Source organism: Marinobacter iranensis (assembly GCF_029207565.1).
In the GTDB taxonomy this organism is placed as follows: domain Bacteria; phylum Pseudomonadota; class Gammaproteobacteria; order Pseudomonadales; family Oleiphilaceae; genus Marinobacter; species Marinobacter iranensis.
The window spans coordinates 90,003-105,832 of record NZ_JANCMW010000005.1; the positions used below are offsets into that span (position 1 = coordinate 90,003).

The 15,830-nt window shown below is 59.2% G+C and carries 16 protein-coding genes; 7 read left to right on the top strand and 9 right to left on the bottom strand.

The window, feature by feature from the left end; all coding sequences use genetic code 11:
• Nucleotides 1-27 precede the first annotated feature (27 nt).
• The 7 genes from gspK to gspE form a co-directional block, all read right to left on the bottom strand.
• Nucleotides 28-1,047, bottom strand: a complete 1,020-nt coding sequence (gene gspK, locus NLU14_RS09905; RefSeq protein WP_275706077.1) for a type II secretion system minor pseudopilin GspK — start codon at nt 1,045-1,047, stop codon at nt 28-30.
• Nucleotides 1,040-1,828 (bottom strand): type II secretion system minor pseudopilin GspJ, encoded by a 789-nt coding sequence (gspJ, locus tag NLU14_RS09910; protein WP_275706078.1) that lies wholly within the window; start codon nt 1,826-1,828, stop codon nt 1,040-1,042. Before gspJ ends, gspK begins: the two co-directional genes overlap by 8 nt.
• A complete protein-coding gene (gene gspI / locus NLU14_RS09915; RefSeq protein ID WP_275706079.1) occupies nt 1,828-2,202 on the bottom strand; it encodes a type II secretion system minor pseudopilin GspI in 375 nt (124 codons plus the stop codon). Before gspI ends, gspJ begins: the two co-directional genes overlap by 1 nt.
• On the bottom strand, nt 2,199-2,738 hold the full coding sequence (gene gspH, locus NLU14_RS09920) for a type II secretion system minor pseudopilin GspH (RefSeq protein ID WP_420845057.1): 540 nt from the start codon (nt 2,736-2,738) through the stop codon (nt 2,199-2,201). The genes gspI and gspH overlap by 4 nt, the downstream gene beginning before the upstream one ends.
• Nucleotides 2,735-3,172 carry a type II secretion system major pseudopilin GspG gene (gspG, locus tag NLU14_RS09925; RefSeq protein WP_275706081.1) on the bottom strand — a complete coding sequence of 146 codons (438 nt, stop codon included), beginning with the start codon at nt 3,170-3,172 and terminating at the stop codon, nt 2,735-2,737. The genes gspH and gspG overlap by 4 nt, the downstream gene beginning before the upstream one ends.
• Nucleotides 3,173-3,236: 64 nt before the next feature.
• Entirely contained in the window at nt 3,237-4,448 is a 1,212-nt protein-coding gene (gene gspF, locus NLU14_RS09930) for a type II secretion system inner membrane protein GspF (protein WP_275706082.1), read from the bottom strand.
• 3 nt (nt 4,449-4,451) lie between these two features.
• Nucleotides 4,452-5,960 (bottom strand): type II secretion system ATPase GspE, encoded by a 1,509-nt coding sequence (gene gspE, locus NLU14_RS09935; protein WP_275706083.1) that lies wholly within the window; start codon nt 5,958-5,960, stop codon nt 4,452-4,454.
• A 194-nt stretch (nt 5,961-6,154) separates the two neighbouring features.
• On the opposite strand from gspE, the gene NLU14_RS09940 reads away from it, so the two are divergent.
• The 7 genes from NLU14_RS09940 (at nt 6,155) to NLU14_RS09970 (ending at nt 13,961) form a co-directional block, all read left to right on the top strand.
• Nucleotides 6,155-6,817, top strand: coding sequence for a type II secretion system protein N (locus NLU14_RS09940; RefSeq protein ID WP_275706084.1), 663 nt, complete (start codon nt 6,155-6,157; stop codon nt 6,815-6,817).
• 8 nt (nt 6,818-6,825) lie between these two features.
• Nucleotides 6,826-7,488, top strand: a complete 663-nt coding sequence (locus tag NLU14_RS09945; RefSeq protein ID WP_275706085.1) for a transglutaminase-like cysteine peptidase — start codon at nt 6,826-6,828, stop codon at nt 7,486-7,488.
• 148 nt (nt 7,489-7,636) lie between these two features.
• A complete protein-coding gene (locus NLU14_RS09950; RefSeq protein ID WP_275706086.1) occupies nt 7,637-9,232 on the top strand; it encodes an FAD-binding oxidoreductase in 1,596 nt (531 codons plus the stop codon).
• Entirely contained in the window at nt 9,232-10,833 is a 1,602-nt protein-coding gene (locus tag NLU14_RS09955) for a glycerol-3-phosphate dehydrogenase/oxidase (protein WP_275706087.1), read from the top strand. The genes NLU14_RS09950 and NLU14_RS09955 overlap by 1 nt, the downstream gene beginning before the upstream one ends.
• Nucleotides 10,830-12,392: an FGGY-family carbohydrate kinase gene (locus NLU14_RS09960; RefSeq protein WP_275706088.1), complete on the top strand. Its 1,563-nt coding sequence runs from the start codon at nt 10,830-10,832 to the stop codon at nt 12,390-12,392. The genes NLU14_RS09955 and NLU14_RS09960 overlap by 4 nt, the downstream gene beginning before the upstream one ends.
• A gap of 106 nt (nt 12,393-12,498) precedes the next feature.
• Complete coding sequence (locus NLU14_RS09965) at nt 12,499-13,341, top strand: cytochrome c oxidase assembly protein (protein WP_275706089.1); 843 nt, start codon at nt 12,499-12,501, stop codon at nt 13,339-13,341.
• Complete coding sequence (locus NLU14_RS09970; RefSeq protein WP_420845054.1) at nt 13,338-13,961, top strand: SCO family protein; 624 nt, start codon at nt 13,338-13,340, stop codon at nt 13,959-13,961. The genes NLU14_RS09965 and NLU14_RS09970 overlap by 4 nt, the downstream gene beginning before the upstream one ends.
• Before the next feature lie 18 nt (nt 13,962-13,979).
• Here the strand turns inward: NLU14_RS09970 and NLU14_RS09975 are convergent, their stop codons facing one another.
• Together NLU14_RS09975 and NLU14_RS09980 are read right to left on the bottom strand one after the other, a co-directional pair.
• Nucleotides 13,980-15,284 (bottom strand): TRAP transporter large permease, encoded by a 1,305-nt coding sequence (locus tag NLU14_RS09975; RefSeq protein WP_275706090.1) that lies wholly within the window; start codon nt 15,282-15,284, stop codon nt 13,980-13,982.
• Nucleotides 15,285-15,288: 4 nt separating this feature from the next.
• Nucleotides 15,289-15,828, bottom strand: coding sequence for a TRAP transporter small permease (locus tag NLU14_RS09980; RefSeq protein ID WP_275706091.1), 540 nt, complete (start codon nt 15,826-15,828; stop codon nt 15,289-15,291).
• Nucleotides 15,829-15,830 lie beyond the last annotated feature (2 nt).

Genomic DNA, 15,830 nt, shown 5'->3' on the forward strand with positions numbered 1-15,830 from the left:
CGACGACTTTCTGTCCCGGCGCCTTCCCTATTGCTCCGAGATACTGAACGGTTCCTTGGTAATACGGTTCTTCTGCCCGGTGTCGCGGCTGACAGTCTGCATTTCACCCTCGGGGCTGCGGTAAACCGTACTGACAAGATTCGCAACCCGGTTATCGTAGGTAATCCGCGACACCACTTCAAAGAAACGGGTTTGCAGCCCAAGCCCAGTGGACTTGAGCCCACGGCCAGCGAACTCCGGCAGTGCCAGGAAGTCCTGGATGTTCTCGAAACGCTCTTCGAGGCGCTTCTCAAGAATAGCGTCTGCCTCGGCCTGTGTCAGTTCCTCGTGCAGGGACCGCAATACCGGTGCCGTGGCGGTGTTGACGTTGATGCCCAGCCCTGCCACCGGTAAGGCCGCCACATGGGGCCTCAGGGCCCGGTAGGCTTCCTCGGTCATGCCATCGATCAGACGCAATTCGGATACATCAACAAAGGGCTGATTACCCGCCCGATAAGCCGGATCCGCAGACAGGTACATACCGTCTTCGGCGCCATAGGCACTGACCGTCTGGTCGTCAGGGTCAATCCAGTCAACCAGCGCATCGACATTGACCGTAGTGATTTCCAGAACCTGGAGCAGACGGCTTATCCGTTCGCGGGTAATGGGATCCACCTGCCCGTTGCCCTGCACCAGGTCGTTGAGATTGATCTTCCCGCCGAGGTCGTCAATCTGCACTTCCGCCACGCCATTGTCGTCCAGGGGCAGGATGGCCGCGTTCTTGGCCCAGAACTCATCCAGGCTGTCCACCATCAGGTTGTTTTCCTTGTCGTCCTCGAAGTCCCGCACCAGAATCTGACGTGCAAAGGCTTCAGCGCCCAGGGCAACGCTGTGGCCCTGTTGCTGGGCAAGGTAGTGGCTGGCCCGGAACACCCGCACGCTCTGTTGCTGGGTCATGCCCGTGGCCAGCATGACCACCAGGGCCATGGCGAGCAGCACCATGATCAGGGCCACACCGCCCTGGCGATGACCGGGTATCATTCTGCTTCGCACGGGGATATCAGCCACCGGTTCCCCCTCCCCCGGTCTGATCCTGGCTTTGATCCTGGTCCTGATCAGACGGCTGATCGTCGTCCTGATCATCCGCGGCATCGTTAACGGTATTGATCACACCCTGGGCGACATCGTTATCGAAATCCGGAAGGGAAAAGGTTCTTACCAGTTCACCGAATCGCTCATGCTCTATGGTGATTTCGATACCCAGCGGCAGCGGGATCTCGGGTCGGGTACCCTGCGTCATATTCGCCATGCTGTTTTCATCCGGCCAGTTATCCCGCCAGTTGCGCTGATCGTCCAGGAAACGCACGGTAAAATCGGTCACATCGGACAGCAGGAGGAGGTCCTGGCTGTTATCTTCCTGGCCCCGATCAACCGTTGTCCAGTAGCGCCGGTGCAACTCGTCACCGGTGTATTCCCAGCCCACCCGCTGCAGCCTGCTACGGCGAGTGCCAAGCGGGTTACGCCAGCCCTGGCGTGTGAGCATCAATACAAAATCCTCTTGCCGGCTGGTGAGCGCAGGGTTGAAGTCACCGTAGATATCCCGTGCGGGACGATTGACAACCTGCGTAATATCCCGCTCCAACAAAAGCATGGTACGTTGCAGCTGATCGAATTGCTCGGCAACCTCATTCACCCTGTCCCTGGAGGAAATCACGTTTCCCAATACCTGCCATACACCAAGCCCGATCACGGCGGTGATGGTGACCGCGATCAGTACTTCCATAAGAGTGAAGCCAGCCTGGGCGGTGGGTCGCGGCTGTTGGGTGATCATGGTCAGCGGTGCCGGCATCAGTTCTCACCAATGAATGCAGACAGCGTATGGATCGGGGCGGGTTCGGCTTCGTTTCCCCGGTATCGTGCCACGGTCACCTCCACCCGCAGGATGGAGGGGTCTTCGGTGCCAAGGACAGCGGTTGTTACCCGCCATCGGAAAGGCCCATACTCGATGTCATCCGAGTTCTCTGAAATATCCGGAAGGCTTTCCTGTAACCTGATTTCGTTGATGCGGTTGTCCGCCACCCAACCAGCAAAGGTCTTGTCGCGGATTCGCTCGTAACTGGAAATATACTGGCTGCCGACTTCAGCCGCTGCCGTCGCGATAAGGCCAAACACCAACAGCGCAACCAGAACTTCAATCAGTGTAAAGCCACGCTGCTTCGTCATTCGTCTTCGCCCCTCTCGCTTCCCGGGTGGTGCCACTCAAGTGGAGAAAATCCATCGGAAGCAATGGTGTGCATGCGGGAATCGTCCCTGCCCACCAGGAACTCCAGTTCGAAAGGGGTGGTTTCACCACTGGAGAAGAACACCACATCCGGCCTCAGCTCGTCCTCTTCAGACGCCAGCCTGGGCGTGTCACTTTCAATGTACTCGGTCACCGTGATCCACTCCGGAAAACTTCGCATCCGGAACATGTGTTCGGCCGGCTCTTTCCATTCACCACTGCGATCTTCCCAGGCAACAAAGCGATAACCCTCGTCTTCGAGGATCAGGCCCAGTTCGGTGTTATTCAGGATCGCCTGCTCCGCCGCGGTTTGCATCAGCAGGTAGAGCTCGCGTACCTCGTTCTCCATTTCACGCTCCCGCGAGCTACCTCCCATGGTCATGACAGCGAGCGCCGCAAGCAGACCAACCACCACCAGGACAACGAGAATTTCGATCAGCGTGAAGCCTGAATGTCGTGTCCTGGCGTGCACAATCAGTCCCTGACCTGCCACACACTGATGTCGGCGTTGTCACCCTCGCCGCCTTCACGGCCGTCGGCACCGTAGGAATAGAGGTCGTAGGGGCCTTCGGTGCCGGGATTGACGTACTGGTATTTCGCCCCCCAGGGGTCCTCGGGAACGCTGTTCAGATAGCCCTCCGGGTTCCAGTTCCTGGGCTCCGGGCTGCCGCTGGGTTTGGCCACCAGCGCCTCAAGCCCCTGCTGGGTGGACGGGTAATGGCTGTTGTCGAGGCGGTACAGATCCAGGGCGTTTGCGATGTTACTCATCTGCGTTTCGGCGACCGTCACCCGTGCCTGGTCGCTACGGCCCATGATATTCGGTGCCACAATCGCCACCAGCAGGCCCAGGATGACCATGACAACCATGATTTCGATCAGGGTAAACCCCCTTTGTGCCGCTTGATGTTTCATTGTTTCGCTCTTCATCTGTCCCTATCTCTGGGTTTGGAAATGGGGCTGGTTTGCCTTTCATGGCCTAACCAACCAGGTTACTCATGTTGAGGATCGGGAGCATGATTGCCAGCACAATAATGAGAACAACCACGCCCATTAACAGCAACATCATGGGCTCGAACAGGCCCACGATGGCTGCGATTTTTGACTGCAGGGTGTTCTCCTGCATCGTTGCAGTCCGCTCCAGCATGCTGTCCAGTTCGCCACTGGCCTCACCGCTGGCAATCATGTGCAACATCATCGGCGGGAAGTACCCCGTCTGGTCCAGCGAGCGGTGCAGTGAGCCGCCTTCGCTCACTTTTCTCGCCGCGTCCCGCAGCTCCTGGCGCAAGTGGTCATTGGACAGCACCTCACCAGCGATGCGCATGGCCTCAACGAGCGGAACACCACTGGTTGTAAGGATGCTCAACGTACTGGCATAACGCGCCGTATTCACACCCCGCACCATGCCGGAAAACAACGGCATGTTAAGCAGACTTTTATGGAACCGGAGCCGGAACGCGGGCTTTTTCAAGGACCACCGGAACGCCATCAGCCCGGCAATAATGAGTATCAGCAGGTAGACACCGTAACTGCCCAAAAATTCCGACACCGCCAGCATGGCAGCTGTCAGGGTCGGAAGCTCCTGGCCCTGTTTGACGAACACTTCGATTATGTCCGGAACCACATAGGTCAGCAGGAACACAACAATGGCAATTGCAACAACACTGAGAATGATCGGATAGATAGCCGCCAGTTGGATCTTCTGGCGTGCCTCCTGCCGGGCCTCGGTATAGTCCGCCAGCCGGTTGAGCACCAGGTCCAGGTGCCCGGCATGCTCGCCAGCCGCGACGGTGGAGCGATAGAGCCGGGGAAACGCCCGGGGAAACTCACCGAGACTGTCCGCCAGGCTATAACCCTCCATCACCTTGGCGCGGATGGCAATCAACATGCTGCGCATTCGTGGTTTGGAAGACTGCTGCGCGGCCGCCGACAATGCCTGTTCAATGGGTATGCCCGACTGGATCAGCGTAGCGAGCTGACGGGTTACCAGCGCCAGATCCGCCGTTGCAAGACCACCACGGCTACTGAGTGGATTGCTGCGGGTCTGCTTTTCCGAAGCGGCTTCCACAGCCAGGGGCGTCAGACCTCGTTCGCGCAATAACTGACGAACCGCCCTTGGTGCATCCGCCTCAATAACGCCCTGCTTTTGTTTGCCACGGCTATCAAGTGCCTTGTAGTCAAATGCTGGCATGGATTACCTGCTCCGGTGGGTCACGCGAAGGACCTCTTCAACCGTGGTTACCCCATCCAGTATTTTCTGAACGCCATCGGCATGTATGCTCGGGCCATGGAGCCTGGCTTCGTGTTCCAGATCCAGCTCCCCGGCCCGTTTGTGTATCAATGAACTGATTTCTTCGTTGACCTCGACCACCTCGTAGATACCGATTCGGCCGCGGTAACCCAGTTGGTTACAGTGTTCACAGCCTTTGGCTCGGTAAATGGTAGGCGGATTGGCCGGGTCCTGCTGCAGAAACTCGCAATGTTCCTCGGTTGGGGTATAGGGTTCGCGACAATCCTTGCAGAGCACCCTGACCAGTCGCTGGGCAACAATACCCACCAGGCTTGAGGAAATCAGGAACGGCTCGATACCCATATCCATCAGCCGGGTAATGGCACCCACGGCCGTGTTGGTGTGCAGGGTCGACAACACCAGGTGGCCGGTCAGGCTGGCCTGTACCGCGATTTCGGCGGTTTCAAGGTCGCGGATCTCACCAATCATCACCACGTCCGGGTCCTGGCGCAGGATCGCCCGCAACCCCCGGGCGAAGGTCATATCCACCTTGGTGTTGACCTGGGTCTGGCCGATGCCCGGCAGGTTGTATTCGATGGGGTCCTCAACGGTGAGTATGTTCCGGCTGCGATCGTTAATTTCCTGCAGCGATGCATAGAGCGTTGTCGATTTACCGGAACCGGTTGGGCCGGTAACCAGCAGGATGCCATAAGGCCGGTAAATCAGCCGGCGCAGTACTTTCAGGTCATTGCCGGCCATGCCCAGGGATTCAAGGCGAATGGTGCCTGCCTGCTTGTCCAGAAGACGCAGCACCACCCGCTCACCGCTGGACGACGGCATGGTTGAAACCCGGATATCCACTTCCCGGCCGGCAACCCGCAAGGCAATACGGCCATCCTGGGGAACCCGTTTTTCCGCAATATCCAGCTTGGCCATAACCTTGATCCGCGACACCAGCAGCGGCGCCAGTGCGCGTTTGGGCTGTACCACTTCCCGCAGCACACCATCCACGCGGAAGCGAACCACCAGCCGTGTTTCATAGGTTTCGATATGCACGTCCGAGGCGCTGGTCTTGACCGCCTCAGTCAGGATCGCGTTAATAAGCCGGATGATCGGAGCGTCGTCTTCCTGCTCCAGCAGGTCTTCCGTCTCCGGTACCGAATCCGCCAGGGATGCCAGATCCATGTCATCGCCGATGCCTTCCACCATCTGCATGGCTTCGGCGGAATCGTTCTGGTAGGCCGCGTTCAGCGCCGAGTCGAACCGCGCGGGATCGATGGTGGAAAATCGTGCCCGGCCGCCGCTGATGCGGTTGGCTTCCGCCAGGGCGGAATGACCCGCGCCCGGGCGCACCAGGATCACCGGATCGCCTTCGTCGTCACGAGTCAGGATCACACCGTTGCGTTTGGCGAACGTGAAAGGTAGACGGCCCAGCGGAGTATCCTGCGGCTGAAGTTCTGTGTCTGTGTCCACGATCGTCCTCGCTTTGTTGCCGGGGCGGGAAGGAGAATGTTCCAGAATCCCTTTTTATTCAATTAATTCAGAGAGGCTACCATAGGATATGGAACCGCTGAATAACTCTATACACTATACTGCCAATAAATCGTTGCAGTCTGATAACCTGTGAGCCTTTTGCCGGCTCTCACCTGCTCTTTTCGGGACATTCAATGCTTTTAACCAGTTCGAGGTTACCACTGATACTCGCCACCGTCGCAGGCATTGCCATGGCTACTGTGACAGCGTGGCAGGGCGTTCGTTTCTGGCAGGACGAAACCGGTACCGGTGATGCCGCCTCCACATCGGACCAAGCCATGGCTGCAACCGAAGCCAGGCAGGAGCCGGAAGTCAATCTGGCCTCACTTGACCTGTTTGGCGTACCCGGTGCAGAAGCACCGGAAGCGGAGCCGGATACCGAGAACCTGCCGGAAACCAACCTGAGGCTGTTCCTCCGGGGAGTACTGGCGGCCTCCGGCGACTTCCCCGGCAGCGCGCTGATTGAAGACGACAAAAGCAATACCGAAGCCTACCTTGTGGGCGACGAACTGCCGGGCGATGCCACGTTACGCTCCGTCCGCGCCAACCGCGTGATTATCGAACGGCGCGGAAAACTGGAAAATCTCTACTTCCCGGAGAACGAAGACCGGTCCGGCCTCTCCATGGCGTCCACGGAAACATCCGGCCAGCAACAGGAACCCGGTGGCACGCGAATTCGTCCTGCAGGTACGGAGCAACGTTCATCATCCGTCAATACAGAATCCAGCGAACAACGCCGGGAGGAAATCCGCCGGCGCCTGGAACAGCTTCGTGAACGCCTGAGAACCAACAACTGAGGACGCCCATGGAGACGGCCGCATCGATTCCTCGCCGCAGCGGCTCCCTGCTTTCCATGTTACTTATGGTCACCACATTAACCGTGGCTGCCTTCGAGCTCAGTGAACGACTGATGAACTATGTTCGCTCCGAATTCGGTGACGAGGCCCATGGCCGGCTTGAAACCTGGCAAAATCTTCACAATATGGCTTCCCGGGCCGCTGTCGATCGTCAGTTACGGCTCGTCAATTCCTTCTTCAACCGGGTCCGGTTTGTCAGTGACATCGCCCACTGGGGTGAGGAGGACTATTGGGCCACGCCCGTTGAACTGCTGACCACCAACGGCGGCGATTGCGAGGATTTCTCCATCGCCAAATACCTTACCCTGAAGTCCATGGGCGTTCCCGATGAGCAATTGCGTATCGTCTACGTCAAGGCCCTGGAGCTGAACCAGGCCCATATGGTGTTGGCCTGGTATCCCGAGCCGGATGCCGACCCCCTCATCCTTGACAACCTCATCAACGAAATCAAACCCGCCTCCCAGCGGCCCGACCTGGAACCCGTCTACAGTTTCAACGGCGATGGCCTGTGGCTGAATCAGTCCGGCGGCGATTCCAAGCGTATCGGCGAAGCGCAGAAGCTGGCCCACTGGCAAAGCCTGAATAATCGCCTTGTCGATAGCCTGCGTTAGCACCCCAACCCAGCCGGGCATGTCTGTGGCGGCATAAGACACAACACTTGTCGTCAGGCGACACTGCATTGGCGGTAACCAACGGTACAATCGGTTCCACAGGCTATCTACGCACCTTTACCAAATCGACCAACGAGGAACGGCCAACATGCGACGCTGGAACGGCTGGGGCGATGACCAGTTCAATCTTGAATTACCCAACGAAGGGCAGCAATTCCTGGATGAACGTATAGGAAGCGCCTCTCCCCTGGCCGATGTATCGCTGGAGTTCGCCTGTGCGCAGGTGCCGCCAGGAAGACTTCCGCCGCACCCCACCGTCATCGACTCAGCAGAGGATCGTGTTCGCCATGCCCGAGGCCAGAGCCTGGCTGACTGGCTTGCCATGCGCAGCGGCGACTTTGGCGTATTCCCGGACGGTGTTGCCTATCCCGAATCGTCAAAAGATGCCCGGGCCCTGCTCCGGTACGCCGGCGAACATGGCATTGCCCTGATCCCCTACGGCGGTGGCACCAGCGTGGCCGGGCATATCAACCCGGTTGCCAGCGACCAACCCGTGCTGACGGTGGACATGGGCCGCATGAACCGGTTGATTGACCTGGACCGGGAAAGCCAGGTTGCCACCTTTGGCGCGGGCACCCCGGGCCCGTTGGTGGAATCCCAGTTGCGGGCGCTTGGTTACACATTGGGGCATTTCCCACAATCTTTCGAGCTTTCCACCATAGGTGGCTGGATAGCCAGCCGATCCAGCGGGCAGCAGTCGCTCCGCTATGGTCGCATCGAGCAGCTATTTGCCGGTGGCCGGATTGAAACCCTCCAGGGCACGCTGGAGATCCCGACGTTTCCCGCCTCCAGCGCCGGCCCCGACATACGGGAGATGATCCTGGGGTCCGAGGGCCGAATCGGGTTGATCACAGAGGTAAAAGTAAGGGTCACGCCCCTGCCTGCCCGCGAAAGCTTCCACGTGGTGTTCTTCCCTTCATGGGACAAGACCCGGACAGCCTGCCGCAAGCTGGTGCAAAACCGCACCCAGCTGTCCATGCTGCGCCTGAGCAACGCCACCGAAACCGAGACCCAGCTTGCCCTGGCCGGCCACCCAGGACTCATTGGTCTGCTCGAGTCTTACCTCTCGCTACGGGGTGCGGGAGATGGCAAATGCATGATGACGTTTGGCGTCACCGGCAGCAAACGCCAGTGCCGGAACGCCCTCAGGGAAACCCGCGAACTCTGCCGTGAGTTTGGTGGCATCTACACCGGTAAAAAGCTTGGCGACAAATGGGCCGCCAAACGCTTCACCATGCCTTACCTGCGGGAAGCCCTCTGGGAAATCGGTTACGCCGTGGATACCCTGGAGACAGCCACCGACTGGGACAACGTGGACAATCTCTTAAACCAGATTGAAGAAAACCTTCGTAACCAACTGACTGAAAAGAAAGAGTCAGTTCACGTTTTCACCCATCTCTCTCATTTTTACACCCAGGGCTGCAGCATTTACACCACCTACGTCTTCCGGGTGGCCGACAGTTATGAGGAAACCCTGGCGCGCTGGAAAACCCTTAAGCACAGCACCTCTGCCATTATCGTCAATAACCGGGGCACCATCAGCCACCAGCACGGGGTTGGCAAGGACCACGCGCCCTTCCTGCCCGTGGAAAAAGGGGAACTGGGTATGCTGGCTATCCGGTCCCTGTGCCAGACCTTCGACCCCGCTGGCCTGCTGAACCCGCAAACACTGGTTGAGAAATAATGCCACTGACCCGCGAGCAGAAGCTCGACCAACTGAGCCGAGGCAGCCGTGATTTCGATGTGGTGATCATCGGTGGTGGCATTACCGGTGCCGGTATCGCCCGTGAAGCCGCCGGCAGTGGCCTGAGTACATTGCTGGTGGAGCAACGGGATTTTGCCTGGGGCACGTCCAGCCGCTCCTCGAAAATGGTTCACGGAGGCCTGCGCTACCTCGCCAGCAGGCATTTCCGCCTGACCCGTGATGCGGTACGTGAACGGGAACGCCTGATGGCGGAAGCGCCGGGCCTGGTCGACCCCCTGCGCTTCGTTATGCCCCACTACCGCAAGCAGTTTCCCGGCCCACGGCTGTTCCAGATACTGCTGCGGGTATACGACCGCATCGCCGGCACCCGGTCCCGGCAAAGACTGACCACCACCGAGACCCTGCAATGGGTGCCGGGCCTGGCAACGGAAAATCTGACCGCGGCCAGCGGTTTTACCGATGCAGTCACCGACGACGCCCGCCTGGTGCAAAGGGTCATCGAAGAGGCGGAGGCGGATGGCGCCATCTGCCTGAATTACCTGCAGGCGGATACCGTACTCAGGAACAGCGAGACAGCCCATGTAACTGGCCTCCGGCTTCTGGACACCAGCACCGATAGCGAGGGGCCGGAAGTGACTGTGAACACCCCCCTGGTCATCAATGCCACCGGCGCCTGGGCCCGGCAGCTTCAACAGGCTGAAGCGGGCAACGCGCGGATACGGCCTCTCAGGGGAAGCCACCTGGTGCTACCGTTCCGGCGGTTGCCTGTGTCCTGCTCGGTATCCCTGTTCCACCCCCAGGACCGCCGGCCAGTCTTTGCCTTCCCCTGGCAGGGCACAACCGTACTGGGCACGACAGACCTGGATCACTCCGAAAACCTTTCCCGGGAACCGGCCATCACCCGCAACGAAGTGGACTACCTGCTGCAAATCTCCGCCAGGCTGTTTCCCGGCAGCACTGTCAGCGAACAGGACATCATAGCCACCTGGGCCGGTGTACGACCGGTGGTTACCGAGGGGAAAACCCGCAAACCCTCCCAGGAAAACCGCGAACATGTCATCTGGGCCGATAACGGGCTGATCAGCATCGCCGGCGGCAAGCTGACCACCTTCCGGCTGATCGCGCGGGAAGTTCTGGAGCGCGGCCAAAGCCTGATGCCCGGTTTCACCCTGAGGAGCGACTCCGCACCGGTATTTTCTCCGCCCCCGTCCCTTGAACGCCCTGCAACCATCAGCCACCGTAACTGGCTAAGGCTGCAGGGCTTCTACGGGCCATCGCTGGAAGGAGTGCTTGAGGCCGGCGCCCATGAAACCATTGCCGCTACCGATACCCTCTGGGCGGAGCTGTCCTGGGCTGGCGCCAACACCGGCGTCGTCCACCTCGATGATCTGATGCTGCGCCGTACCCGGCTGGGGCTGATCCTGCCCCGTGGCGGTGAAGAGCTGCTCGCGGAAATACGCCAGGTATGCCAGCCCCTGCTCGAATGGGACGATGCCACCTGGGACCGTGAACAGACACGCTACCTGGAAATATGGAAGGCCTGCTACTCGCTTCCGGCCGGAACAGGAGCGCCGGAATGAAGGCAACGGAACCCCTTATCCTTGCAATCGACAACGGCACCCAGAGTGTTCGTGCGCTGCTGTTCGATACCCATGGCAACCTCGTAGGCAAGGGCAAGCAGGACATCGAGCCCTATTTCTCGGAACAGCCGGGTTGGGCGGAGCAGCACCCCGAGTACTTCTGGGAAAGCCTGGGCAAGGCCTGCAATCTGCTGTGGCAAAGCACCACCGCAAACCCGAACCAGGTGGCGGGTGTAACGGTCACCACCCAGCGCGGCACGGTGATCAATCTCGATGAGAACGGAAACCCCCTGAGGCCGGCGATTATCTGGCTCGACCAGCGTCACGCCAGGGTGGACGGCCGCGTTCCCGGCCTCTGGGGCTGGGCATTCAAACTGCTTCGGCTGGAGCCGACCGTTGACCGCTTCCGGGAGAAAACCCAGGCCAACTGGATTGCCCAGAACCAGCCCGACATCTGGTCTGCCACCCGCCACTTCCTGTTGCTGTCTGGCTATCTGAACTACCGCCTGACCGGCCAGTTCCGGGATTCCATAGGCAGCCAGGTGGGCTATATCCCTTTCGACTACAAACGGCACCGCTGGGCTGGCCGGCGCGATTTCAAGTGGCGAACCATGCCGATCACCCCGGATATACTGCCGGAGCTGGTCAAACCCGGCGAGGAAATTGGTGAACTCACCAACGAAGCCGCCGAACACCTGGGTTTACCGGGCCCGTTACCGGTGATTGCGGCCGCCTCGGACAAAGCCTGCGAGATTCTCGGCTCTGGCGGCCTGAGCCCGGACATTGGCTGTATGAGTTACGGCACCACGGCTACCATCAACACCACCAGCAAACGCTATGTCGAGCCGGTACGCATGATGCCGCCCTATCCGTCCGCCCTGCCCGGCCACTATTCCACCGAAGTGATGATCTACCGCGGCTTCTGGATGGTGAGCTGGTTCAAACGGGAATTCGGGCTACGGGAACAGAAACTGGCAGAACAGAAAGGCGTGGAACCCGAAGCCCTGTTCGATGAACTGGTCCGGGCTGCTCCACCCGGCTCCATGGGGCTGATGTTGCAGCCCTATTGGTCGCCAGGCGTACGCCAGCCGGGGCCGGAGGCCAAGGGATCCATCATTGGCTTTGGGGACGTGCACACCCGCTCCCACATCTACCGCGCCATTCTGGAGGGCCTGGCCTATGCCCTGCGTGAAGGTAAGGAGCGTATCGAGAAACGCAGCGGAGTCGCCATTCGCAGGCTGAGAGTGGCCGGTGGCGGCTCGCAAAGTGATGCCGCCATGCAACTGACCGCCGATGTCTTCGGGCTGCCGGCAGAGCGGCCACACACCTACGAAACCTCTGGCCTTGGCGCTGCCATTGATGCCGCCGTCGGCCTGGGATTGCACCCCGATTTCGAAACAGCCGTTGGCGCGATGACCCGTGTAGGCGATGTCTTCCACCCGCAACCCGACACCCAGCAACTCTATGAGCGGCTGTACCGCGAGGTTTACCTGAAAATGTACCCCCAACTACAGCCCCTGTATCGGAAAATCCGGGAGATCACCGGCTATCCGGAATAACGCCGGGAACTGAACAATCTCTTGAATTTAACCGTCACTCCGGTAAAACTCTGGATCAGCCACAACAATCACCCGGTTCCGTCCCCAGAGCACAAAGGCAAGCCCGATGTCGGCCGTAGACTACCTATTACCCTATGACTTCTCGCCGCTAACGATACTGAGTTTCGTGCTCGTTCTGGCGTTCTACGGATACGGTCTGGTCAGGATGCCGGCCGAGGATCGTCCCGGAAGCGGCCGGATCCTGGTGTTTGTGGTGGGCGTCATGCTCTGTTACGCCGTGATGCAAACCCGGTTTGATTACTACTCCCAGTACATGTTCTTCGTTCACCGGGGCCAACACCTGATCCTGCACCACCTGGGCCCGATCCTGATTGCGCTGTCCAACCCCCTGCCCGTGATGCGCTTCCTCTACAGCCTTATCAGCCCCGGCGTACGGCGGGCGTTGATACCACTGGGATGGGTGTATCGGTTCCTGCAGCACCCGGCGATTGCTTCATTCCTGTTTGTGGGGCTGATTTATTTCTGGCTCTGGCCGCCGATCCACTTCGACGCCATGCTCAGCCGTGACCTTTACTGGGTCATGAACTGGAGCATGCTACTGGACGGCATGCTGTTCTGGTGGCTGATCTTTGATCCACGCTCGCCGGTGATCAGCGACGCCCTCGGTTACGGTAAGCGTATCCTTCTGCTGGCCCTGGTGGCGATCCCCCAGATGGTTCTGGGCGCCACCATCGTATTCTCACGAGGCATGGTGTACGACGTTTACGAAGTGTGCGGGCGCGCCTGGCCCATGCCGCCGGAGACAGACCAGCTCCTCGGCGGCCTGCTGACCTGGATTCCGCCAGCCATGATGAGCATCCTCGGTATCCTGATCATCCTTCGCCGCGCCATGCGGGAAGACGGCAAGGTGTCCCCTAATTCTGCAAACCTGAAGGCAACCCATTCATGACTAACCGGTTTTATCCAAACCCGCTGAAAACACTCTCGATCGCCACCCTGCTGGCAGCAGCCGCGATGCTTGGCGGCTGCTTTGGCGACGACCCGGCCTGGAACGGCAAGGACATCAGCGGCCTGATGCCGAAGCTTGCCTTCGAGCTGACAGACACCTCCGGCGACACAGTGACTGCCGAGCAAACCGACGGCGAGATCCGAATGCTGTTCTTCGGCTTCACCTCCTGCCCCGACATCTGCCCGGCCACACTCCAGAAGCTCTCGAAGGCCGTGAAGGATTTGCCAGCGGAATTACAGGCAGACACCCGAATCGTCTTCGTCAGTGTCGACCCACAGCGGGACACCCCGGAACGCATCGACAGCTACGTCAGTTTTTTCAGCGACCGGGCCATCGGCCTGACCGGTGAAGAACCGGCTCTGAGGGAACTGAGCAAGCGCTATCGCACCACCTTTGGCTACGACGAACCGGATGCGGAAGGCAACTACAATGTCTCACACAGCGGGGCCGTGTATGTGTTCGATCGGGATGGGAATGCTCGCCTCCTGTTGAGGCCTGAGCTAAGTGCCGAAGACATTCGGGCAGACCTGATTGCGTTGGCCGAGGAAACCAGTAGCTGACGCTACGACTGGAGGCAGTTAGTTTCCCATTTTACCGGGTAGATAGGTCACAATCTCCGGGAAAACAGTGATCAAAAACACCCCTGCCAACAGCAGCAGAAAATAAGGCAATGCGGCCAGCGCAATCCGGATAATGTTGTCACCGGTAAGTCCCTGGATCACGAACAGGTTGAACCCTACCGGAGGCGTTATCTGGCTCATTTCCACCACGATCACCAGATAGATTCCAAACCACAGCAGGTCGATCCCGGCAGCCTGTACCATTGGCAAGATCACCGAGGTCGTCAGCACCACTACGGAAATACCATCGAGAAAGCAGCCCAAAAGAATGAAAAAGGCCGTTAGTGCCAGGAGCAGCATGTAAGGGGACAGCGACAGTGTATTGATCCAGGCTGCCAGGTTCCGGGGAATGCCGGTAAATCCCATGGATACGGTCAGAAAGTGGGCGCCTACGAGAATGAAAGCGATCATGGTGGAGGTTTTCACCGTGCCCATTATGGCCTCTAGACACTTAGCCCGGCTCAGGGAACCGCCACGCCAGGACAGCAGGTGCGCCAGGGCAACGCCTACCGCCGCCGACTCCGTTGGTGATGCCAGCCCGGCATAGATAGAGCCGATAATACCAATAATCAGCAACACCACCGGGATCAGTGGCCTGCTACGCCGAAACTTCTCTGCCAGCGGCAGGGATTCTTCCTCGTCAACTGGAACACCGGAGGGATTAATCCTGGACCAGATGCCCACATAGCCAGCGAACATCACCATCAGTAGCAAGCCTGGCAGAATGCCCGCCACAAATAACCTGGCGATGGATTGCTCAGTAGCAACGCCGTAAACAATAAGAATGATAGATGGAGGAATCAGCAGGCCGAGGGTGGCGGAGCCGGCCAGAGTGCCCAGAATCTGCTTGCGATCGTAGCCTCGTTGGGTAAGTTCCGGTATCGACATCTTCCCGATGGTCGCCGCGGTCGCCGCCGACGAACCCGAAATCGCAGCGAAGATACCACAACCAATGATGTTGGTATGAAGCAATCGGCCTGGAATGCGGCCAACCCATGGGGCAATACCGTTGAACATTTCCTCCGAGAGCCGTGAACGAAAAAGCACCTCGCCCATCCAGATAAACATGGGCAGCGCAGCCAGCTCCCAGGACGCGCTGGCTCCGTAAAACGAGGTCGACAGGCTCTGGCCTACCGGAATGTTGCTGAGGAAATGCAGTGCAGCCAGGCCGGTTGCCGTCAGAGCGAAGGCCACCCAAAGCCCTGCTGCGAGCAGAAGCAGAAGCCCGACCAGGAGCACCAGGCTCATCCAGATCATGTCCATGGGTCTACTCCACCGGGGCCTGGTCTTTGATATGGGGAATGCGGCCAGTGATCAGCCCGACCAATACATCAAGCAAGGCAACCAGAAGCCAGATGAGCCCGACCACCATCACTGCTTGCGGGAACCAGAGTGGAACCGGAACCATGCCAATGGAAAGATCACCGTAGTCATAGCTGTCATAGGCCAGCAGAATACAGTACCAGGTGGCGAATCCGGTGATCGCCAAAGCGGTTACTGTCACCAGAACGTCCAGGGCTTTCTGAATACTCCCCGGAAGCACCCTGTGCAACAGATCAACCCGGATATGCCCGCCAACCATCAATGTATAGGCCAGCCCGGTGAAGGTGGCCCCGAGCAACAGAAAACCCGCGAGTTCCGCCAGACCCGGTATCTGCAGGCCCAGAGATTTCATTCCCAGGGCCTGCAGGGCTTCGTCGAGAACCCGCCCGGACACCTGGAGCACCACCATCGCCATGATAGCCGCCAGCTGCAGTGCCGAGAGGTACCCGCCGAATCGATACAGAGAGTCCAGAAACCTGCGCATGG

What these genes read in the sequence shown, in the direction of transcription:
- gspJ (WP_275706078.1), bottom strand. Translation starts at nt 1,828, where the DNA reads ATGCCGGCACCGCTGACCATGATCACCCAACAGCCGCGACCCACCGCC.
- gspI (WP_275706079.1), bottom strand. Translation starts at nt 2,202, where the DNA reads ATGACGAAGCAGCGTGGCTTTACACTGATTGAAGTTCTGGTTGCGCTG.
- gspG (WP_275706081.1), bottom strand. Translation starts at nt 3,172, where the DNA reads ATGAAACATCAAGCGGCACAAAGGGGGTTTACCCTGATCGAAATCATG.
- gspF (WP_275706082.1), bottom strand. Translation starts at nt 4,448, where the DNA reads ATGCCAGCATTTGACTACAAGGCACTTGATAGCCGTGGCAAACAAAAG.
- NLU14_RS09940 (WP_275706084.1), top strand. Translation starts at nt 6,155, where the DNA reads ATGCTTTTAACCAGTTCGAGGTTACCACTGATACTCGCCACCGTCGCA.
- NLU14_RS09945 (WP_275706085.1), top strand. Translation starts at nt 6,826, where the DNA reads ATGGAGACGGCCGCATCGATTCCTCGCCGCAGCGGCTCCCTGCTTTCC.
- NLU14_RS09950 (WP_275706086.1), top strand. Translation starts at nt 7,637, where the DNA reads ATGCGACGCTGGAACGGCTGGGGCGATGACCAGTTCAATCTTGAATTA.
- NLU14_RS09955 (WP_275706087.1), top strand. Translation starts at nt 9,232, where the DNA reads ATGCCACTGACCCGCGAGCAGAAGCTCGACCAACTGAGCCGAGGCAGC.
- NLU14_RS09960 (WP_275706088.1), top strand. Translation starts at nt 10,830, where the DNA reads ATGAAGGCAACGGAACCCCTTATCCTTGCAATCGACAACGGCACCCAG.
- NLU14_RS09965 (WP_275706089.1), top strand. Translation starts at nt 12,499, where the DNA reads ATGTCGGCCGTAGACTACCTATTACCCTATGACTTCTCGCCGCTAACG.
- NLU14_RS09970 (WP_420845054.1), top strand. Translation starts at nt 13,338, where the DNA reads ATGACTAACCGGTTTTATCCAAACCCGCTGAAAACACTCTCGATCGCC.
- NLU14_RS09975 (WP_275706090.1), bottom strand. Translation starts at nt 15,284, where the DNA reads ATGGACATGATCTGGATGAGCCTGGTGCTCCTGGTCGGGCTTCTGCTT.
- NLU14_RS09980 (WP_275706091.1), bottom strand. Translation starts at nt 15,828, where the DNA reads ATGCGCAGGTTTCTGGACTCTCTGTATCGATTCGGCGGGTACCTCTCG.